16 protein-coding genes are annotated in these 20,430 nt (G+C 63.9%); 4 read left to right on the top strand and 12 right to left on the bottom strand.

The genetic code is table 11. From position 1 onward, the window contains the following. Positions 1-97: 97 nt before the first annotated feature. The 8 genes from WBR68_RS25745 to pdxR form a co-directional block, all read right to left on the bottom strand. Complete coding sequence (locus WBR68_RS25745; protein WP_230695627.1) at positions 98-4,225, bottom strand: CheR family methyltransferase; 4,128 nt, start codon at positions 4,223-4,225, stop codon at positions 98-100. A gap of 184 nt (positions 4,226-4,409) precedes the next feature. Continuing rightward, positions 4,410-4,754 (bottom strand): hypothetical protein, encoded by a 345-nt coding sequence (locus WBR68_RS25750; protein WP_127185369.1) that lies wholly within the window; start codon positions 4,752-4,754, stop codon positions 4,410-4,412. Positions 4,755-4,822: 68 nt separating this feature from the next. Further along, the gene (locus tag WBR68_RS25755; protein ID WP_230695654.1) at positions 4,823-6,580 is read right to left on the bottom strand and encodes a sensor histidine kinase; all 1,758 of its coding nucleotides are present in this window, start codon (positions 6,578-6,580) and stop codon (positions 4,823-4,825) included. A gap of 107 nt (positions 6,581-6,687) precedes the next feature. Then, entirely contained in the window at positions 6,688-7,371 is a 684-nt protein-coding gene (locus tag WBR68_RS25760) for a LuxR C-terminal-related transcriptional regulator (protein WP_050447760.1), read from the bottom strand. 162 nt (positions 7,372-7,533) lie between these two features. Beyond that, positions 7,534-9,951 (bottom strand): TonB-dependent receptor, encoded by a 2,418-nt coding sequence (locus WBR68_RS25765; RefSeq protein ID WP_230695628.1) that lies wholly within the window; start codon positions 9,949-9,951, stop codon positions 7,534-7,536. 162 nt (positions 9,952-10,113) lie between these two features. Next, positions 10,114-11,130, bottom strand: a complete 1,017-nt coding sequence (locus WBR68_RS25770; protein ID WP_230695629.1) for a FecR family protein — start codon at positions 11,128-11,130, stop codon at positions 10,114-10,116. Further along, positions 11,117-11,617, bottom strand: coding sequence for an RNA polymerase sigma factor (locus WBR68_RS25775; protein ID WP_083447429.1), 501 nt, complete (start codon positions 11,615-11,617; stop codon positions 11,117-11,119). The genes WBR68_RS25770 and WBR68_RS25775 overlap by 14 nt, the downstream gene beginning before the upstream one ends. A 151-nt stretch (positions 11,618-11,768) precedes the next feature. Beyond that, positions 11,769-13,265, bottom strand: coding sequence for a MocR-like pyridoxine biosynthesis transcription factor PdxR (pdxR, locus tag WBR68_RS25780; RefSeq protein ID WP_230695655.1), 1,497 nt, complete (start codon positions 13,263-13,265; stop codon positions 11,769-11,771). Positions 13,266-13,369: 104 nt separating this feature from the next. On the opposite strand from pdxR, the gene WBR68_RS25785 reads away from it, so the two are divergent. After that, positions 13,370-14,011, top strand: coding sequence for an FMN-binding negative transcriptional regulator (locus tag WBR68_RS25785; protein WP_050447765.1), 642 nt, complete (start codon positions 13,370-13,372; stop codon positions 14,009-14,011). 60 nt (positions 14,012-14,071) lie between these two features. On the opposite strand, the gene WBR68_RS25790 is transcribed toward WBR68_RS25785, so the two are convergent. Beyond that, positions 14,072-15,040 carry a Bug family tripartite tricarboxylate transporter substrate binding protein gene (locus WBR68_RS25790; RefSeq protein WP_230695630.1) on the bottom strand — a complete coding sequence of 323 codons (969 nt, stop codon included), beginning with the start codon at positions 15,038-15,040 and terminating at the stop codon, positions 14,072-14,074. Beyond that, on the bottom strand, positions 15,037-15,726 hold the full coding sequence (gene gstA / locus WBR68_RS25795; RefSeq protein ID WP_230695631.1) for a glutathione transferase GstA: 690 nt from the start codon (positions 15,724-15,726) through the stop codon (positions 15,037-15,039). The genes WBR68_RS25790 and gstA overlap by 4 nt, the downstream gene beginning before the upstream one ends. Positions 15,727-15,948: 222 nt before the next feature. Between gstA and WBR68_RS25800 the strand changes: the two genes are divergently transcribed. Genes WBR68_RS25800 through WBR68_RS25810 form a run of 3 tightly spaced genes read left to right on the top strand, consistent with a single transcriptional unit; the run spans position 15,949 to position 18,491 of the window. After that, positions 15,949-17,007 carry a WD40/YVTN/BNR-like repeat-containing protein gene (locus WBR68_RS25800; protein WP_050447769.1) on the top strand — a complete coding sequence of 353 codons (1,059 nt, stop codon included), beginning with the start codon at positions 15,949-15,951 and terminating at the stop codon, positions 17,005-17,007. A gap of 9 nt (positions 17,008-17,016) precedes the next feature. Next, a complete protein-coding gene (locus WBR68_RS25805; protein WP_127185362.1) occupies positions 17,017-17,619 on the top strand; it encodes an amino acid synthesis family protein in 603 nt (200 codons plus the stop codon). 20 nt (positions 17,620-17,639) lie between these two features. After that, positions 17,640-18,491: an alpha/beta fold hydrolase gene (locus WBR68_RS25810; protein WP_050447772.1), complete on the top strand. Its 852-nt coding sequence runs from the start codon at positions 17,640-17,642 to the stop codon at positions 18,489-18,491. Positions 18,492-18,581: 90 nt separating this feature from the next. Here WBR68_RS25810 and WBR68_RS25815 read toward each other — a convergent pair whose 3' ends face one another. Together WBR68_RS25815 and WBR68_RS25820 are read right to left on the bottom strand one after the other, a co-directional pair. Continuing rightward, positions 18,582-19,568 carry a tripartite tricarboxylate transporter substrate binding protein gene (locus WBR68_RS25815; protein WP_230695632.1) on the bottom strand — a complete coding sequence of 329 codons (987 nt, stop codon included), beginning with the start codon at positions 19,566-19,568 and terminating at the stop codon, positions 18,582-18,584. 134 nt (positions 19,569-19,702) lie between these two features. Beyond that, positions 19,703-20,398: a GntR family transcriptional regulator gene (locus WBR68_RS25820; RefSeq protein ID WP_050447774.1), complete on the bottom strand. Its 696-nt coding sequence runs from the start codon at positions 20,396-20,398 to the stop codon at positions 19,703-19,705. Positions 20,399-20,430 lie beyond the last annotated feature (32 nt).

Genomic DNA, 20,430 nt, shown 5'->3' on the forward strand with positions numbered 1-20,430 from the left:
CCCCCGATTGGCGTGAGCAAAAAGTATGAGCGCAGCGCGGGCCGTGTGCAATAGTGTGTCAATACTAGGGGGGATAGCGTGGCGGAACCCCCGGCCGTCACGCCTGGCCGCGCAGCCGCCGCACGATGTCCAACAGGTTGTCCAGCGACACCGGTTTGCTGATGTGCGCGGTATAGCCCGCTTGCAGCGCCTGGTTCATGTCGTCCTTGGAACCAAAGCCCGTCAGGGCGATGGCGGGCAGGACCAGGTCGGGATGGTTTTCGCGTATGGCGCGAATCAGCGCATAGCCATCCATGCCGGGCATGCCGATGTCGGACAGCAGCAGGTCAAACGACGCGGCTTGCATCGCGGCCAGCGCTTCCTGGCCGCTGCCCACCGCGGTCACGCAGGCCTCTTCCATGTCGAGCAGCTCACGCATGATGTGAAGAATGTCTTCGGAGTCGTCCACGATCAGCACCCGCAGTCCCTTCAGCGGGCTGTCGCCGGGCAGGGCCAGTTGCTGCTCCTGCTGCTGCGCGTGTGCCAGCGCCATGCGCACGGTAAAGCGCGCGCCATGGCCCTGGCCATCGGAATGCGCCTGGATGGTGCCGCCGTGGGCCTTGACCAGTTCGCTGGCGACCGCCAGGCCGATGCCCAGCCCGGGGCTGGCCAGGTTGCGCTGGCGCACGTCCGCCTGGCTGAACATGTCGAACACCTTGCCCAGGAACTTGGGGTCAATGCCATGGCCGGTGTCGATCACGTCCAGCCGCATGCGCGCGTCTTCCACGCCCAGTTTCAGCGTGACCGTGCCGCCGGGCGGCGTGAACTTGATGCCGTTGTTCAGCAGGTTCCAGATGATCTGCTCGACCCGCAGCGGATCGGCGTTCAGGTGGATGGCCTGGCCGGCGTCAAACTCGCTGTGCAGCGTCAGGCCGGCGGCGCTGGCCACGGGGCGCAGCACGTCCAGGATATTGGAGGCGATGGCGGTGATGTCAAAAATAGACTGGTTCAAGGCCAGCTTTCCGGTACGCACGCGCGACAGGTCCAGCAGGTCGTCGATGATGCGCGCCTGGCCCTTGACCGATCGCTGGATCAGATCAGCGGAGCGCGCGGCGGCGGGCGAATTGCGCACGGCCGGGGTGCGCGCCAGCAGTTCGGCATTCAGCTGGATCAGGTTGAGCGGATGCTTGAGCTCATGCGACACCATGGCGAAGAACTCGTCTTTCAGCACGTTGTCGGCGCGGGCGCGGTCCAGGCGCGACTCTTGTTCGGCATCGCGCAGCTTCAGGTCGGTGACGTCGCGCACGATTTTTGCAAAGCCGCGTATGGTCGGGTCGTCCATGCGGTTGACGCCGCCCGTGCAGAAGATCAGGCCGCCGTCCTTGCGCCGATGCCAGCGTTCGTCGGGCGCATAGCCGATCTGCCTGGCGCGTTCCAGTTCCAGCTGCGGTCGGCCGGCCTGAATGTCGGCGTCGGTGAAGATGATGGCGAACGACTTGCCGACGGCTTCGGCGCGCGTGTAGCCGAACATGGTCTCGGCGCCGATGTTCCAGTTGGTGATCACGCCGTCGTGGTCCAGCGTCAGGATGCCGAAGTCGCGCGCGCTTTCCGTCATCAGCTTCAGGTGCGCTTCGCCCAGGCGCACGCGGTCTTCCGCCTTGCGCCGGTCGGTGATGTCAATGAAAGTCAGCACCGCGCCTTCGATGCGATGTTCGGCGCTGCGGTAGGGCAGCAGCCGGGCCAGGTACCAGCGGTCGGCGTCGCTGCGCACTTCCCGTTCCACCGCGCGCAGCGATTCAAACACGCCGGCCGCATCGCGCGCCATGTCCGGGTAGTCAAGCCGATGCGTGATGTCCAGCAGGGACCGGCCGGCGTCGCTGGTGATGACGTTGAACACGTCGGTCGCGCGCGGCGTGAACCACTGGATGTGCATCTTGCGGTCGACAAACAGCGTGGCGATGTCGGTGGACGCAATCAGGTTTTGCAGGTCGTCGTTGATCTTGGCGGTTTCGTCCACCTTGGCCTTGAGTTCCGCATTCACCGTGATCAGTTCTTCATTCACCGACTGCAATTCTTCCTTGCCCGTTTCCAGTTCTTCGGTGGCCGAGCGCAGTTCTTCATTGATGGCCTGCAGTTCTTCGTTGGACGCCTTCAATTCTTCGGTGGACGTTTCCGACTGTTCGATGGTCGTCTGCAACTGGTCTTTCGTGCCCTGCAATTCGGCTTCCAACTGGGTCAGCACGGCGGTGGCGCCGGCCGTGGGCGCCACGCCTTCGGGGCTCATCACGTCTTCCACTTCGTCGAACAGCACCAGCATGTAGTCGTTGGACGTTTCCTCGTGGCGGAACGGCCGCACCACCATGTTGACGTAGGTGTGGCGTTCGCCGATCTTCATCTTCACGCGGCGCGCCTCGACGCTTTTCCGGGTATGCAGCGCCTGGAACATCGCGGTGCGCAGTTCCATGCGCAGTTCGGGGTACACCAGCGACGGCAGGTTGCGCGAGGGCTCGCCGCCCGCGTGGCGCAGGAAGCGGCCCGCGCGTTCGGACATGTGCACGATGTCGCTTTCCGAATCCACGATGACGCTGGGCGGCGCGTACATCTCCAGCGCGCGCTGATGCACGTCGGCGTAAGAAATCTTGTTGTGCCGGTTGCGCGGCGTGCTGGCCGGCGCGGCGCTGGGGCGTTCGAAGGCATGGGCGGCCGGCAGCGCGGGCGCGTTGCGAAGCTGGGTCGGCGTTTCCTTGGCCACATAGATGCGGTTGCGCTTGTCCACCACCTGGAACAGGCGCGGGCAGGCGTCGGCCGATTCCGAACTGCCCAGAAACAGGTAGCCGCCGGGTTTGAGCGCAAAGTGGAACATCTTCAGCACATCTTGCTGCACCTCGCGATCCAGGTAGATCAACAGGTTGCGGCAACTGACCAGGTCCAGCTTCGAAAAGGGCGGGTCGCGCAGGATGTTGTGCACCGCGAACAGCACGCGCTCGCGCACTTCCTTCTTGATGCGGTATTCGTGTTCTTGCCGTGAGAAATAGCCTTCCAGCAGCGAGCGCGGCACATCGGTGTCGATGGCCATTGGGTAGCTGCCGACGCGGCCCACGGCCAGGGCCGCTTCGTCGATGTCCGTGGCAAACACCTGGATCTTCTGATTCACCTTCAGCGCATCGGCGCGCGCGCTCAGCAGCACCGCCAGCGAATACGCTTCTTCGCCCGTGGAGCAGCCCGCCACCCAGGCGCGCATGGGGCTCGCCGGGTTCTTCAGATGCCGCTCGAACAGCTTGGCCAACACAAAATTTTCCAGCGACGAAAAGGCTTCCTTGTCGCGAAAGAACTGGGTCACGCCGATCAGCATGTCGGACAGCAGCAGCGGCGTTTCGTCCACCCGGTCCTGCAGCAGCTTCCAGTACGCCCGAAGCGTGGACACACCCGTGACCTGCATGCGGCGTTCAATGCGCCGCAAGACCGTCGCGGTCTTGTAATGGCGGAAGTCGTGTGCCGTGCGGGCGCGCAGCACCGTCAGGATGTCGCGCAGGGCCACGCGGTCGTCTTTGTCAGGGGTGGTGTCGTGGACGGGTTCGCCAGCCGCTTGCGCCGCATCCTTGCCCAGGCGCGGAAGGTGCATGGCGAACATATTGTCGGCAATCTGCTTGAGCCGCTGGGGCATGGCCGCCACCGGCAGGATGATGTCGACCATGCCCGTGGCGATGGCGCTGCGCGGCATGGCGTCGTGCGCGGCGTCTTCGGGCTGCTGGGCGAAGGTGACCCCGCCTTGCTCCTTGATGCGCGCCAGCCCCAGCGAGCCATCGGACCCGCCACCCGTCAGCACGATGCCGACCGCGCGGGTCGTGTGCACATCGGCCAGCGTGCGGAAGAATTCGTCGATGGTCGCGCGCTGGCCTTGCGAAGGTTGCGCTTCCTTCACGCTTAGATAGCCGTCGTTCATGGTCAGCATCGCGGCGGGCGGAATCACGTACACGTGGTTGCACAGAACGCGCTGCGGGCGGGTCACCTGCACCACCGGCATGCGCGTGGCGGCCTGCAAAATCTTGTCCAGCACGCTGTCGTGGTCGGGCGATAAATGCACGATGACCACGAAGGCCATCTGCGGGTTGTCGGGAAGCGTTGAAAAGAATTCCCGCAACGCTTCGATACCACCCGCCGAGGCGCCCAGCCCCACAACGGGAAAGTGCAAATCACTGATGGCGACACCCGGTTTGTTGTCGGGCACGAAGGGAGTGTTGGACATGGGAATCTTGGCTGGGGCGACGGGCTGCGTTGCCTAGGATGATACAGCCGGAAAAAGCGTGTCGAGAGGGCAGCGCGTCGCGAGTATGTGACGTGCTGCAAGGCGTCCCAGTCCAGCTTGAATGTTCAAGATTCCTCGCCAGAAGCCTTGGAATCCGGACGCGCCCATTCGCACCAGGCGGGTTTCAGCGGCCAGGTTTGCCAGGCGGATTGGGCGGGCGGGCCTTTGCGGCTTCGTTCACCTGCTCTTGCACTTGCTTTTGCGTCCGGCCGAAAGCGTCCCGGCCTTTCGGCGCTTGCTCACCGCCAGCCGGATACCCCGAGTTGGTGGCGGGATCGGGGTTCACGTCCCCTTGCGGCGGGCCATCGGCCACGGGCTGTCCGGTGGCGCCGACTTCGGCACGGTCCACGTGCGGGGAGGGCGGCGGATTCGGGGCGGGAGCGGGCTTGGATTCGTTCATGGTGGGCGACCCTTGCTGGTTGACGCCGCGCGGAGTGCGCAGCTGCGCCCCGCTTGCAGCAACTTCCATGCCTGAGCCATGGCTACGCTCATTGCGCGCGTTTAGCGCCGCTGCCAAACAAGCTAAGCCAGTTGCGCCTAGGACGCGCGCCGCGGCAGCACGGCAGTCAGCACGGTGCGGCCGGGCTCGGACACGATGTCCAAGACGCCGTGCACTCGCGCGATGCGGGCATGCATGCTGCGCATACCCACGCTGACGCCGGCTTGCCGTACCGTCGCCACATCGAAGCCCACGCCATCGTCTTCAATGCGCAGTTCCAGCCGGTCGGCATCGGGCTGCAACAGCTGCACCTGCACGCGGCGGGCGCGGCTGTGCTTGACCACATTGGTCAACGCTTCTTCCAGCAGGCGCGTCAGCGCCAGGCATTCCAGGGAAGAGGGCGGCGTGCGCCATTGCGGCGGAAACTGCCAGTGGGAATCCAGGCCCAGCTCGTCGAACACCTGCACGTAGCGATGACGCAGCGGCGCGGCCCATTCCTGCGGGGTGGCCGGGACCGTGACCCCGCTGCTCGAGCCGCTGTCGATGGTCTGGCGCAAGTCGTCGCGCAGCAGCTTCAACATGGACAGAAACTGCTGGCTCTGCAACGGCTTGTCGGCCTGTTCCACCATGGCCATCATCCGCACCAGCGAACCACCGAGTCCGTCGTGCAGGTCGTGCGCAATCTGCAGGCGTTCGTGCAGGCGGGTATTGGCCACCGCCAGGCTGTGTTCGCGTTCCAGCGTGGTGGCCAGTTCGCTGCGCGCCTGGAATATGCCGTCCGCCAATTCCTGGTTGAAGCGCTCTATCTGCCGCACGTTGCGCGCGTGGCGCAGGCCCAGAATGGCGGACAGGCACAGCGTGATCACCACGCTGGAGTAGGGCGTGTAGGACTGGCCGGGTGAGATGACCTTCATCATCAGCAGCAGGTCGTGCAAGATGACCACGAAAAATACCAGCAGGCAGGCGGCCAGCATCAGGTGCTCTGGGCGGCGCGTGCGCCAGGCGTGTACCGGAAACTGCAAGCAATTGATGATGAAGATGGCGGCGGGAATCAGCATGCCGATGGCATGCGCCGTGGCCAGCGCGTTGTCGGGCGTAAAGGCCAGCATGGCCAGCAGCGCGGCGCTCAGTAGCCACAGCGCGCGTTCGATGCGCGGCAGCGATTGTTCGCCAAAGCGCCAGGTGAACAGGCAGAAGCAGGTGACGTACAGCACCAGCGCCATGGCGTTGGCGCGCGCCAGCGACAAGGTGTCGGGCAGCGGCCAGGGGCTGGTCAGCAGCACATTGCTGATGAACAGCACCCAGAACAGCGACATCAAGGCATACCAGCCGTAGGGGGTCTGCTCACGCCGCACCACCCAGATGCAGAAGAACAGGCCACCCAGCACGGCGGATACCACCAGGTTCACCGTGTACAGCGAGCGGTTGCGCCACCATCTTGCTTCTTGCGCGGCTTGCATGGCTTGCGGCGCGCCCAATTGCAACGTGCCCAGCCCGGGCGTCTGCTGCGCCACGCCTGCCACGCGCACCCATAGCGTGTTCACGCCGTCGTGCACGATGGCTTCGGGCAGGCGCCAGGTGCGCGGCATGTTCCAACTGCGCGATAGCGGTTCGCTCAGTTGCGGGTCGCTCCAGATCAGTTCGTCGTTGACGTAGAACTCGCCGGCCATCACCACGGACTCCACCATCAAGGCTACGGGGCCGGGGCAGGGCCGCTGCCAGTCGATGCGATACCAGACGGATCCGCTGTAGCCGGGCCAACGCTGGTTCCAGTCGTCGGGCAGCGTGACCGGCACCCAGTCGGCGCCGTCAGGCCGGCTGCCGTCGGCGGCGGCCCGCGCCGCCGTGATGGACATCAGTTGCACCGCGCACGCCGTGGTCGTCTTGGGCGTCGGGGCCAGGCCAGCATCCCCGGCAACGGCGGGCGCCGCGCACAAGACCCACCAGCAGGCCAGCAGCCATCTCAGTCCAGCAAGCCACGCGAGCGCGCGGCGTGTACCGCCCGCGTGCGCGATGAAACGGCCAGCTTGCGGTAGATGTGCTTGATATGGCATTCAACGGTGTAGCGCGACAAGAACAGTTGTTCGGCGATTTCGCGGTTGGCCAGGCCTTCGGCCACCAGACGCAGGATCTGGCTTTCGCGGGGGCTAAGTATCGCACCGCTTGCCGTGCCGGTCTGTTCCGTGGGCCGGGGCCGCAACTCGTCGATGATGCGTCGTGCCACGAAAGGGTCAATCGGCGCGCCGCCTCGCAGCACGCTGCGTAACGACAGCGCAATTTCGATGTCGTCGCGTTCTTTCAGCACATAGCCCGTGGCGCCGGCGCGCAAGGCCGCCAGGATCGCGTCCTCGGTGCACCAGGCCGAGATCACCAGGATGGCCAGGCCGGGGTCGGCGGCGTGCATCTCGGCAATCAGGTCGATGCCGCTGCCGTCGGGCAAGCCCAGGTCCACCAGCGCCAGCGCAACCGGCTGAATGGCCAGGCAGGCGCGCGCTTCGGCCAGTGATCCCGCGTAGACCAAGGCGTCGGGCTGATAGCCCAGTTGCAGCAACAGGCCTTCGATCCGCCGGCACACCAGCGGTTCGTCCTCCACCAGCAGCACGGGGGCGGGCAGCGTGAGTTCGGGGGCAAGGGTGGAGGAGGGCATAGGGGGAAGGGGAAGTGCGGCAAGGGAGGGCAGGATCGCCCGATTCTAGATTGTGATGGCGCGGCGCGTGGCCGGCCATCCCTTGAATCAGGTATTCCCGCAGGGGTTTCCCTCTAGGATTTCCCGCCCTGGCTGTTCCCTTCCAGCCTCTCCCCCCGGGGATCAATAGTTGATCGAGGCCGACAACATATACGTACGTCCCGCCGCGTTCGTCACGAACGAGCCGGATGCCAGCCAGTACTTCTTGTCCGCCACGTTCTCGACGTTGGCGCGGAACACCACGTCCTTGCCGGCGATGGTGGTGGCGTAGCGGGCGCCCAGGTCAAAGCGGGTGTAGCCCGGCAGGCGCAGCGTATTGGTGTTGTTGAGATAGACGGACGACGTGCGAATGGCGCGTCCGTTCAAGCTCAGGCCCTGCACCCACGGCGTGTCCCAGTCCAGGCCCAGGTTGTAGGTGCTGGCCGGCACGCCCGCCGGCCGGTTGCCCTGATTGACGCCGCCCGGGGTTTTGGTGAGTTCGCTGTTGATGAACGCCGCGCTTGCCATCAGGCGCAGGCCGGGGACCAGCTCGCCGTAGCCGGTCAGTTCCAGGCCACGGTTGCGCTGTTCGCCAAAGTAGCCGTAGACGTTGTTGTCGTCGGCCTGGCCGGACGGGCGCGCAATCTGGAACAGCGCAAGCGTGGTGGTGATGTTGCCATCCCAATCCACCTTGACGCCGGTTTCGTACTGCTTGGACTTGTACGGCGCCAGCACGGCGCCCCGGTTTTCGTAGGTGTCGCCCACGATCGTGCCGCGCGTCAGGCCTTGGGCCAGGTTGGCGTAGACCGATACGTTCTGCAGCGGCTTGACGACAATGCCGCCGATGGGCGAGTTGGCGCTGGAACGGTAGCCGCTGGTGCGCGCGCCCGTGGTGGTGTTGTAGCTATCGACTTCAACCCGTTGGTGGCGCACGCCCGCCGTCAGCAGAATGCGATCGTCGATAAAAGACAGCGTGTCGACAATGGCGAAGCTGGTCAGCGTGGTGTCCGACGCCTTTTGCGGAGTGAGGCGCACGGCGGGGCCGTCGGGGATGTCCACCGGATCATAGATATTCGAGGCCACAATGGCCGATCCGGTCGAATAGGCGTTACCCGCCTCTTGCTTCAGGTAGGTGGCGCCCAGCGCCAGGCGGTGCTTGATGCCGCCGGTGCTGAAGCGGGCCGTCAGGCCGGCGTCGCCGCTGCTCGTCTTCGAATACGAGTCGTAGTACGTCGTCATGACGTTGAAGTTGCCGTCCTGGTCCACCGACTGACGCGCGCCCGCCGTGTTGACGGTCACCGGGAAGATCTGCCGCACCTTGCCGTCGCGATACCCCGCCGCGATGTGGCCGGTGAGGTTGTCGGTGAAGTCATATTCCAGGCGCGACATGATGGTGCCGTCGCGTTGCGACAGGCGGGTGCCGGGGTAGAAGTTGATGTCGCCATCCGGCGGCGAGGGCAGTTCCGTCACGTTGGGCTGCCAGCCGATCTGCGAGCGGAAGTTCTCGATCACGTCTTCCTGGTGGATGGCGTCGGCCGACCAGCGCAGGCGCGCGCCGCGATAGTCGATACCCAAGGCGCCCATGTCCAGGCCCTGCTTGCCGTCCTTCAACGTGGCTTCCCCGCCGCGCTTGACGCCATTGAAGCGCAGGCCCCAGGCATTGTCTTCGCCAAAGCGGCGGCCCAGGTCAAGCTGGCCGGTGAAGTTGGCCTTGCTGGCATAGCCCAGCGTGGCGCGCGCCAGCGGTTCGTCGTCGGCGCGCTTGGTCACCACGTTGATGGCGCCGCCGATGCTGCCGTTGGGCGGAATGCCGCGCATGAAGGCGCCGGGGCCCTTCAGCACTTCCACCCGCTCAAGAATCTGTACCGGCACGCGGCTGGACGACACCAGGCCATACAGGCCGTTGACGCTGACGTCGCCGCTGCCCACGGCAAAGCCGCGGATCTGGAAGTCTTCCCCAAAGCCGCCCGCCGATGTCAGCGTGCGGACCGAGGCGTCGTTGACGACCACGTCGGCCAGGGTGCGGGCCTGCTGGTCATACAGCAGTTCAGAGGTGTAGTTGACCGTGCTGAACGGCGAGTCCATCACGTCTTCGGAACCCAACAGGCCCAGGCTGCCGCCCGTGGCAAGCTGCCCGCCCGTGTAGGGCGGGGCAAGCTCGCCCAGAATGCCGGCGGTGACCGTCACGGCTTCCAGTTGCACCGTGCCGCCTACGGGCTCGGTGCGCGACAAGGTCACGTTGTTGCCATTGCGGGTGTACGTGATGCCCGTGCCTTGCAGCAGTTGACGCAGGGCATCTTCAGGCGACAGGTTGCCGGAGATGGCGCGCGCGGTCTGGCCGGCCAGCACATCCTGCGAATAAAAGATCTGCAAGGACGTTTGCGAACCCAGCTGCAACAACGCATCGCCCAAAGGCTGCGCGGGAATGTTGACGCTGACGGGCGCTTCCTGGGCCTGGACGGCGGGCGCCATGCCAAAGACAAGCGACAGTGAAAAGGCAAGCGCGCTAAGAACCACGCGCGGCGGGACGCGCAGAGCAGGTCGGGCAGAGACGGTATTCAAGATCGGTAGCTCGGTGAGAGGCACGCCATTGGGGGCGCGCCGGTTCTAAAGGGGGTAGGCGGGCGGCGTGGATATGTCCGCCCCTTCCTCTCTAGACGCATGAGCTGGCTTGAAACCGGAATGGGAATCGCTATTATTTTGTAATAGAGTTGTTACAAATCGTCAGCGCGCCAGGACACGGACCCGACCGTCCGGCAAGCGGTCCAGCGATACCGGCGCAATGGCGGGCAGAGCGTCGATCATGGCCAGCGGATCGTCCACGCTGAAGACGCCCGAGATGCGGTAGGCCCCTAGCGCGGGCGCGTTCAGGCTGGCGGGCTGCATCAGGTAGCGGTTCATTTCACTGATGACCTTGGCCAGCGGCACGTTGTTGAAGATGATCTTGCCGCGCTGCCAAGCGCTCAGGTTGTCGACATTGACCTGGGTGACGTCGCCTAACGGGCTGTCCGCGTAGGCAATGGCCTGTTGGCCCGCGCCCAGGCGGTGTTCACTGTGGCGCCACCAGGGTCCGGATTCCAGCCGCACGGAACCGGATTCGACGCTGACTTGCAAGCTGTCGCTGTCACGCCGCACGTTGAAGCGGGTGCCTGTCACGGTGACCTGCCCCAAGCCGCCCTCCACCACAAAAGGGCGGGACCTATCGTGCCGCACTTCAAAGAAGGCCTCGCCCTGTGACAGTTCCACCCGGCGTTCGTTGGCGCCGAAGCGGGCGGCCAGGCGGGTGTCGCCGTTCAGGTGCAGGATGGAACCGTCAGGCAGCGTGACCTGGCGCCGTTCGCCCTTGCGGGTGGCGTAGTTCAGCCGCGTTTCGTCGGAGTTGAATAGGTAGGGCGCTGCCAGCAGGCCCGCCGCAACGGGCAGCGCACAGGCCGCCACCATTCTCAAGCCGAAGCGCCGCCGCGACATCGCGGGTGGTGGGGGCGCAGCCCGCGTGGCTTGCATCAGGCCGCGCAGCCGCGTTTCAGGCAGGGACAACACCGCATCCCATTGCGCGGTCAGCCTGCGATAGTCGCGTTCGTGGGCCGGGTCAGCGCTGCACCAGGCGGCAAATGCCTGTTGGTCTGCTTCCGTGGTCTCGCCGGAATGCATGCGCGAAAACCAATGCGCCGCGTCGCGCGGGTGTTCCAGCGCGTCGTCGCCAGGGCGCAAGGCAGGGGGGCGGGAGTCAGAAAGGGGCATGGTGTTGCAGCCGATCGTTGATGTGACGCACGGAGCGAGTCATGTATTTTTCCACCATGCTGCGCGAGATGCCCATTTCCTGGGCGATTTCGGTGTGCGTCCATCCTTCCAGACGGCACCACAGATAAACCTGCCGGCACTTGGGCGGCAGGTCTTCCAGCGCACGGGTGAGCTCATCGGCCAGTTGCTGAAACCGCACGCCATCATCGGCCGGGGGCGTGGCGGGATGGTCGCCGCCCGGCACCTCGTCCAGCGGCGTGATGTCCAGCGTGTTGACGTGACGATGCCGGCTGACCAGGCGGTTGGAGGTGCCGCGGGACATATACGCGCGCGGGTCATAGATAGCCGCGACGTCGCCTTCCAGCATGCCAAGCACGGTGTCGTGCATGGCGTCTTCGCCATCCTCGTGCCCCCGCCCGCGCCATTTGCCGATCATCTCCGCGTAATGGGCGAGCCAGTCTTTCCTGGCCTTGGGAGGGTGAGACATGAGGTAGCGCTTGGGCAAATAACAAAAAGTTATTGATTCTAATATGCATTTGCGTCTCTGGGAGGGGCCGCGATCGGCATGGCGCGCGCGAACAACACGCACGATCAACACGCACGATCAAGGCTTGACGGCCAGGCCGGCAGCATGCTGTCTAAGCGCATTGCTCAATGATCTGGGCAAGCTTGCTGGCGGCGGCAATCATCTTGTCTTGCGGGTAGCCCCCAAAGCCCAGGATCAGCCCCTGCCGCTTGTCGGGGCTGCGATCCGAATAGGTGGGAGACAAGGCGCGCACGGCAACGCCTTGTTCAGCGGCCAGGCGGGCAATGGCCATATCGTCCAGACCATCGTCCAGCCAGACCAGCAGATGCACGCCTTGTTCAATCGGCTGCACCCGGGCCAGGCGCGCGGGCAAGTGGGCCTGCAGGATCTGGACAAGCGCCGACCGGCTGTCCGCGTAGATGGACCGGATGCGCCGGATATGCCGGTCCAGGTGCCCTTCGGCAATGAAGGCGGCAAGCACATGCTGGTCGGCGGTGGCCGGGTGCCGGTCCATCACAATCCTGGCGCCGCAAAACGCGGCGACCAGGTCGGATGGCGCAATCAGGTAGCCCAGCCTGAGAGAAGGAAAAAGGATCTTGCTGAAGGTGCCCAGGTAGATGACCCGGCGGCCATCCAGCCCCTGCAGGGCAGGAAAGGGATGCCCTGCATAGCGAAGTTCGCTGTCGTAGTCGTCTTCAACCACCCAGGCATTTGTGGCCGCGGCCCAAGCCAGCAGGGCTTCGCGCCGAGCCATGCTCATCGGCATGCCAAGCGGATATTGGTGCGAAGGCGTCACGAAGGCTACGCGCGCGTTCGGCGCCTTGCGCAGGCCGTCTTCCACTTTCAGCCCCTGTTCGTCCACCGGCAGCCTGACAATGCGATCGGGTCGCCCCGTGCTTTCCAGAATGGACGTGATACCCAGGTAGGCGGGGTCTTCCACCCAGGCCTGATCGCTGTCCTCCAGCAAGACCTGGCACGCAAGATACAGCCCTTGCTGCGTGCCGGACGTGACGATGACCTGGTCCGGGGTGCAGACCACCGAGCGGGATTTTCGGACGTGATCCGCAATGGCCTTGCGCAGGGAAAGCAGGCCCTGAGGGTCGGCGTAACCGGACGGGCCGCCGGCGCGGGTGGCGCGTATGCGGTTGCCCAGCTTGCGCCAGGTGTCATCCGGCGCGACCGGTCCGGCAGGCACCGAAATGGCGAAAGGCGCGGCCGGCAGCGGAACCATGGCGGCCGCAATTCCGGCATAGCGCGCGGCCGTGGCTGGCAGGGGGCGCGCAAACGCGGTGTCCGCTTCTGCGGGCTGGCTTGCGGCGGGGCTTGGGTTCCGCTCGGTCAGCGTGACGGATACGGTGGTGCTGCTTCCCGCCTTGGACTCCAGATATCCCTCGGCCACCAATTGCTCGAAGGCCTCGACGACGGTGCCGCGCGCGATCTGTAGCGCGGCGGCCAACTGGCGGGTGGCGGGCACCGGCTCGCCCGGGCGCAGCGTGCCCGCACGGATCAACTGCCGCAACTGCTGCGCCAGTTGCTGGCTGAGCTGGCCTGCCTTGCGGTCGAGTGGAAACAGGACGGGCAGTTCGATGCTCTTGGGGGTGCGCACAATAGTGGTCTAAAGAAAAGCGGGCAAACTGGATCTTACTGCTAGGCCAGATTGGGGGCATGATGCGTGGCAATTACTCGATCTTTGACCCCCAGAGGCCATTCGCCATGTACGTACCCGAGCACTTTGCCGTTTCTGATTCCGAATCCCTCTACGGCCTGATTCGGGCCCAGCCGCTGGGGATGCTGGTGACCCAGGGCCCGGAGGGCCTGGACGCCAATCATCTTCCCTTCGAGCTAGAGGTGGGCGAGCGCGCCGTCTTGCACGGCCACGTGGCCCGCAACAACCCGGTGTGGCGCGAGGTCGCCGACGGCAGCGAAGTGCTGGTCGTGTTCCGGGCCGGGGATGCCTACATCTCGCCAAACTGGTATCCCAGCAAGCACGAGCAGCACAAGCAGGTGCCCACGTGGAACTACCAGGTCGTGCACGTGCATGGCCGCGTCACCATCAAGGACGACGAACGCTATGTGCGTGGCGTTGTCGCCCGCCTGACGCGCACGCACGAGGCGTCGCAGGAGAAACCGTGGAAGATGACCGACAGCGCCCCGGAATACATTGATGCGATGCTGAAGGCCATCGTAGGCATTCAAGTGGAGATCACGCGCGTCGTCGGCAAGCTCAAGCTGAGCCAGAACAAGGACAAGCGTGATATTGAATCCGCGGGTCAGGCGCTGGTTGCCAAGGGCAAGACCACCATCGGCGCGGCCATGCTGGCCTGTGCCGACCCATGCCCTGGGCGTGAACGTTGACCGCCTGGCCAGCAGTCGATAGGGGCGAACGCTGCCGCCGCGTCGGCCCCGCGCGGACGTTCAGTCGAGAGATATTCCCGAGTTTTGAGCGACCTGGCGCCACTTGCTTTGCTCGGCCGCGAGCCGATCACGGAATTGCCGCGCTGAACCGGGCGAGACTTCCACGCCTCGGGCGGTAAGCCGCTCACGGACGTCCGGCAACTCCAGGACGTGGACCAGAGCGGCATTAAGGCGCTCGACGACGTCCGAAGGCACACTGGCGGGGCCGAGCAGTCCCATCCAGCCTTCTGCTATCAACTCTTGGTAGCCCAACTCCCGCAGCGTGGGCGTATCCGGCAAGTCGCGTAGGCGCTCGGGCGACGGCGTAGCCAATGCCCGCAACTTTCCCGATTTGATGTGGGGTAAGGCGACAGCTGCCGTCTCGAACGTGAAATCGACCTCGTTTGCCAGCAGTGCCGTCATTGCTGGCGCGCTCCCTTGATACGGGATGTGTGTGGCCTTCGTGCCGGTGCGCGAGAGGAACAGTTCACCAATCATATGATTGGTGGAACCCATGCCGAACGATGAGAAATTCAAGCGGTTCGGCTGGGCTTTCGCACGCTCAATGAGAGACGGTACGTCCTTGATGGGAGAACTGGCCGGTACAACCAGCACGAAGCTGACACTTCCGACTTCCCCGATGGGCGTGAAATTCTTGAGCACATCGTAGGGAGCCGTCTTGCGGGTGACCGGATTGATGATCAGTTCGGCGCCAGTGCCGAAGAACAGCGTCGTGCCATCTGCCGCGGCGCGAGCCACATTCTGCGCACCCAGCGTGCCGCCGGCGCCTGCCCGGTTGTCAACAATCGTGGGCTGGCCCAGTTGTGCGGGGAGTTTTTCGGCAATGATCCTGGCGGCGCCGTCTGTGCCACCGCCAGACGGGAACCCGACGACCAGATGTACCGGTCCAGAGGGAAAGCCAGCGGCACTGGCTGATACGGCGCATAGCGCGCCCACACACAGCAAAACACATCGAGTCAGCATACTCATGTCAATTCTCCAGTCAGGATGAGGCAGTGGGGGCTGGTCGCGGCCCCGCATTCCTGTTGAACAGCTCGTTCTCGCTCACCTTGCTGGCGAGCGGCTTGTTCGGCGGCGAGTACGCTCGGGCGACTGCCTACGCGAAGCAGATAGGCCTCCAGATGCGGCCATGTTGAGGTGTCGATCTGGTGCGCTCGGGTCCACATCGCGATCGTGTAGCAGTGCGCGTCCGCAATCGTGAAGTCAGGCCCCGTAAGGAAGTCGCGATCAGCCAACTGGTCGTTGACCCATTGCAGACGGCCTTGCAGGTATTGGCGGGCGATCTGCTTGTATGCCGGTGGCGTGACGGCTTTGAACAAGGGCATGAAGCCACCTTTGTGCAGGTCCGCGGCGATGAAACTCATCCACTCCATGATGCGATATCGAGCCAGCGACCCCGGCGGTGCGAATAGCTTGGTATCGCCGCGTTGGTCGGCCAGGTACTGCATGATGACGGCGCCTTCACTGAGGTACTGGCCATCCGGCAATTGCAAGGTGGGCACCGTGCCTTTCGAATTGACGAGCAGGTAATCGCTGCCGTCGCCCAACTGTTTTGTACGCATGTCGACCCATTGCAGGTCGAGCGCGATTCCGAGTTCGCGAGCCACGATATCGACGGCCAGCGAGCAGCCTCGGACCTCATGATAGAACTTCATTGTCAGCCTCTCTTATGGGGGAGCCTGGTGTGTCCGTGAGCGTCACCGCAGCGATGTCCATGCACGAAACGTATGCCAGGTACTGTCTTTTCTTAAAAACGATAATACAAAACTGGAATAAACATAATTATCGTCATACAATTCTGGCGTGGGGAGCGTTTATTTCCAACTAGGGGAAACGCTCGTTCGGATGGGTTCTGATCAAAGCAAGGGGAGGACATCATGCAAGGCACCATCTTGGTGGGGACTGCGGGACAAGGCATTCTGCGCAGTGCGGATGCCGGGGCGAGCTGGCATCGGCTGGGCTTGAGAGAGGCAATTGAATTCGATGGCGTTGTGCGTTGCCTGCAGGTGGATCCTTCAGATCCCGCACGCGTTTTCGCTGGTGCGGATGCCGGCATTTGCCTGAGCACCGATGGCGGCGCGCATTTCAGGCGGCTGGACTCTCCTGCCAATGGACTGACCGTGTGGGCGTTGGCGCTCGACCCGCGCGACCCCAAGCTGATCTATGCCGGAACCGGAGCGCCATCACGCGCGCGCATTTTTCGCTCGGCGGATGGGGGTGAAACGTGGGTCCCATTGCCGGTGGAACTTCCGGAGTTCTGCGCCGGCGTCAACCGGCCGCGAATCCTGTCCATCGTGGTGGACCCGGTCACCAGCGAGGTGTGGTTCGGCGTAGAGGAAGGTGGTGCTTGGCGGAGCGGCGACCGCGGCGAAACCTGGCAGCGCATCGACAATGCGGGCAATGGAATCAGCAGTGGCGACATTCATGCCATCAGCATCCTGCCGGCGCTTGGCCAGGAACCGCACACACACCTGGTCTGCACGGTCAATTCGGTCTACACCAATGTTCTCCACGGCGAGGGCGCCTGGCATGGCGCCAGTTCAGCGGATCGCTTCGAGGGCCTGTACTACACCCGCACCATCCAGCCATTGGCAGGCGAAGAAGACGTCCTGCTGGTGGCTGTCGGTGATGGCACGCCCGGCAAGCGAACGCAAATCTACCGGTCTGAAGACCGGGGGCGTCATTGGGAGCCGGCGGTTTTGCACACGCCGCCCAACTCAACCTTCTGGGCCTTCGGCATGCATGCCGCTGATCCGTCGCTCGTGTTCGCCGGCACCAAGTATGGCCATCTGTTCCGGTCTATGGACGGCGGCCGCAACTGGTTCAAAGAATGGCGCGAATTCAGTGAAATCACCTCAATCGCGTGGACGCCATTCGTGGCGCCGATCAAGGCGCATCCGCAATCCAGGGTGCAGGTTCCCTCTCTCCATGAATAAGTCGTACCTATGAAAACTCCCAATTTCAGCGCTTTTCACATTCGCAAGTGGTATCTGCAAACCGAGGAAGCCCTGGCGGGTGAAGCCGGCGCTCCGGCCGATGGCGAGCCATTGCTGAAGTTCGTCATCGCCGCCTGCCTCTACAACCCCTTTGCGGGCAAGTACGTTCAAGATTTGTCTGCCTGGATTGATCCGTCTCCAGAGCTAGGCCAGGAGTTTGGTCGCCGTATTCGCGAGGCCGCGCAGGGCCGTGCCATCGAGAGCTATGGCAAGGCATGTCTGGTGGGCATGGATGGCGAGTACGAGCATGGCAATGCGCTTCTGACCAACCCGGCGGCCAACCCGGTGCGCGAAGCGTTGGGTGGCGCCAAATCGTGGGTACCTTCCACCGGTAAGCGTGGTGTGCCTGGCACAGCCATCGACATTCCGCTGGCGCACAAAAATGCGCTATATGTGCGATCGCACTATGACACCGTTACGGCCACGTTCAACGACGGCCCGAACCGCGACGAGGTCATACTGATCTGGGCGTTTGCCACGCGGGGGCGGCTGAACGCGCGCCTGGGAGGCTTGCTGGCCGCCGATGTGCAAGGCCAGAACGGCCTTTACTGACACCACGAAGGAGGATGCAAATGGATCGACGCGACTATACGCTGACCGCTTCCGGCTTGGGCTTTCACGTAACCGAGTGGGGTAGCAGTACCGCGTGGCCTGTCGTCATGCTTCATGGCATCCGAGGCTACGCCGAGACCTTCTCGCGGCTGGCGGCAGCCTTGCAACCGGGCGTGCGCGTGATTGCTTTCGATCAACGCGGACGCGGCAGCTCCGATTGGGATCCCGAGCGGAACTACTACGCCGATGCCTATGTAAAGGATCTGGAGGCAATCACGAACCAAATGGACCTGCATCAGTTCGACCTCTTGGGCCACTCGATGGGCGGTATCAACGCAATCATATTTGCGGCGCGGCATCCGGCGCGTGTGCGCAGGCTGATCGTTGAGGACGCCGGCCCTGGCGCCTTCGAGGCCAGCGCCGGCGCGGCCCGGATCCGCAAGGAGCTTTCCACCACTCCGGATTGCTTCGCTTCCTGGGATGAGGCCGCAGCCTTCATGCGCGCCTTGCGTCCCACGGTTACTGAAGCGGCGCGCGATCAGCGCCTGAAGAGCATGCTCAAAGCCACTGCCGACGGCGGCTATACCTGGCGCTACGATCATGCGGGTATCGCCGCCACGCGTTTGAATCCGGACCCCGCGCGACGCGTGGATCTAGACGCATGCATACAGGCAATTGCCTGTGAAACATTGGTGGTAAGAGGGGGCCGGTCGGACTACCTGCAACCTGAGATGGCGCAGCATATGTGCGGCCTGAATCCGCGCGTCACCGCGATCGAGATTCCTGATGCCGGGCATTACATCCACGATGACCAACCCGAGCTTTTCGCTCAGGCTGTGTGTGGCTTTCTTAAGGCTGAGCCGACCCGCTGACCGCCGAGGCAGCATGTCCTGAGCGTCGGGCCACGATGATGTAGCCCGATGGTAGGCGGCCCAACCTGTCGTGCCAGGTTGGGCGCCGCCTTAAGCGCCCAGGTCGGCGGGTTTGGTCGCCAGGACTTTTTGGTAAACCGCGATGGTGCTTCGCAACGCGTCCTGTAGCGCTTGCGGCGTGGATCCAACCCAGTCATACCCTTGTCCGACCATGCGTTGACGAACCGCCGAGTCTTTGCCCAGATCGGCCGCAAGCGCGGCAACCGCTTCACAAACGGGCGTCGGCGTGCCTGCGGGTGAAAACAGTCCGAACCAGCCGCTGAAGGCCAACTGCTTCACCTGTTGTTCCTCAAAAGTCTTGATGTCGGGGAACACGTGCGTTCGCGCATTGCCGGTGACCCCCAGCACCCGGATCTTGCCTTCTCGGACCAAGCCTTCCAGCGCACTGCTGGTGAGGAATACCGCGTTGATATGGTCGCCCATGAGGTCGGTGACGGCTTGACCGGAACCTTTGTAGGGCACATGGGACAGCTTGGCTCCGGTTGATTGCGCCAGCAGCACGCCGTACAAGTGCGCCGAAGAACCGGTGCCAAAGGTGCCGTAGGTCAACGCCTGCTGACGGGCGTCATTCAGAAAATCATCAAGTGTCTTCCAACGCGAGGTGCTGGCGACGGCCAGTGCATTGGCCGTGGTGGCCAGCAGGGTGGCCGGGCTGAACTCTTTGATGATCTGGTCCGGAGCCGCCTTGGCGATGAGCGGACCCAGCACGTGGGTGCTGGATGTGCCCAGCAACAGGGTGCTGCCGTCTGCCTTTTGGCGCGCGACATGGCGGGCGGCGATGGCGCCGTTGGCGCCGGGTTTGTTTTCGACGACGAAGGTCGTGCCGGGTGCGCGCGATTGGGCAAAGTGCGCGAATTCGCGGGCCAGCTGGTCGGCGCCGCCGCCGGGAGCAAACGGCACTACCAGGGTGATCAAGGCAGGCAACGGGCCGCTCTGCGCCATGGCGAGCCTGGTCCGTGTAAGGGTGCTTCCCGCCAGCAGGCCTAACAGCCCTGAGTTGAACAATCTTCGATTCATGACCGCAATGCTCCTTGGAAGGGCGGCGGCATGCGGAAGTATTCGCAGACCGCCAAAATACGTGCTTGGCGGAAAAAGAATACTACAAAAAATATATGTATTGAGGATTCGGTACTACAATTTAGGGCATGTACCTAGGGTTGGCGGCGTCGAAGGACTTGCAATGCCGTCCGTGACGCCTGACGTACGTGGTGCAGCGCTGCCTTGCCAGCGGCCACTTCGTCGCGTGCTTTTAGCGCCTCGAAGATCTGGGTCAATTCGTGCAACGTCTCGGGTAGGCGGCTTGGCTCGGACAACGACGTGCGACGCAGCAGCACAATGCGGTTATGCAGTTGCTGCAGCATGCTGCCCAGCAGACGATTGCCGCAGCCCGCGGCGATGATGTCATAGAAGGTGTCGCTGAGCGCTACCGTGCGCAGAATGTCGCCTTCGCGCGCGGCGCTGGCGAGTTCGTCGAAGGTAGCCGCCAGCGCTTGCATGTGCTCGTTGCGCGCGCGCAGCGCGAAGCCAGTGCAGATCTGCGCTTCCAGGACGCCTCGGACTTCGTAGATATCCTCGGCTTCTTCATAAGTCAGCACCGCCACCACCGGTCCGCGGTTGGGCGCGATCTCGATCAGGCCTTCGGCCTCGACCTGTCGTAGCGCTTCACGAACCAACGTGCGGCTTACGTTCAGCAGTTCAACCAATTCGCGTTCTTTAAGGCGATCACCGGGCTTGAAACGGCCAGAGAGAATGGTCTTGCGCAGAGCGTCTTCGGCTTGACGCCGCAGCGGCGTCGATGGCGTGTCCGTCATGGGGCCAGGATTCAAATCGATGGTCTCGGTCGTCATTGCGTTGTCGTATTGAAGATTGCTGAAAGAGT

The organism is Achromobacter sp. JD-1 (assembly GCF_038594925.1).
Lineage (GTDB): Bacteria > Pseudomonadota > Gammaproteobacteria > Burkholderiales > Burkholderiaceae_B > Achromobacter > Achromobacter spanius_C.

Bases quoted from the DNA above. Each gene is read 5' to 3' on its own strand.
- WBR68_RS25750 (WP_127185369.1), bottom strand. From the start codon at position 4,754: ATGGAAGTTGCTGCAAGCGGGGCGCAGCTGCGCACTCCGCGCGGCGTC.
- WBR68_RS25760 (WP_050447760.1), bottom strand. From the start codon at position 7,371: ATGCCCTCCTCCACCCTTGCCCCCGAACTCACGCTGCCCGCCCCCGTG.
- WBR68_RS25790 (WP_230695630.1), bottom strand. From the start codon at position 15,040: ATGAGTATGCTGACTCGATGTGTTTTGCTGTGTGTGGGCGCGCTATGC.
- gstA (WP_230695631.1), bottom strand. From the start codon at position 15,726: ATGAAGTTCTATCATGAGGTCCGAGGCTGCTCGCTGGCCGTCGATATC.
- WBR68_RS25755 (WP_230695654.1), bottom strand. From the start codon at position 6,580: ATGTCCATCACGGCGGCGCGGGCCGCCGCCGACGGCAGCCGGCCTGAC.
- WBR68_RS25810 (WP_050447772.1), top strand. From the start codon at position 17,640: ATGGATCGACGCGACTATACGCTGACCGCTTCCGGCTTGGGCTTTCAC.
- WBR68_RS25785 (WP_050447765.1), top strand. From the start codon at position 13,370: ATGTACGTACCCGAGCACTTTGCCGTTTCTGATTCCGAATCCCTCTAC.
- WBR68_RS25805 (WP_127185362.1), top strand. From the start codon at position 17,017: ATGAAAACTCCCAATTTCAGCGCTTTTCACATTCGCAAGTGGTATCTG.
- WBR68_RS25775 (WP_083447429.1), bottom strand. From the start codon at position 11,617: ATGTCTCACCCTCCCAAGGCCAGGAAAGACTGGCTCGCCCATTACGCG.
- WBR68_RS25745 (WP_230695627.1), bottom strand. From the start codon at position 4,225: ATGTCCAACACTCCCTTCGTGCCCGACAACAAACCGGGTGTCGCCATC.
- WBR68_RS25815 (WP_230695632.1), bottom strand. From the start codon at position 19,568: ATGAATCGAAGATTGTTCAACTCAGGGCTGTTAGGCCTGCTGGCGGGA.
- WBR68_RS25820 (WP_050447774.1), bottom strand. From the start codon at position 20,398: ATGACGACCGAGACCATCGATTTGAATCCTGGCCCCATGACGGACACG.
- WBR68_RS25770 (WP_230695629.1), bottom strand. From the start codon at position 11,130: ATGCCCCTTTCTGACTCCCGCCCCCCTGCCTTGCGCCCTGGCGACGAC.
- WBR68_RS25800 (WP_050447769.1), top strand. From the start codon at position 15,949: ATGCAAGGCACCATCTTGGTGGGGACTGCGGGACAAGGCATTCTGCGC.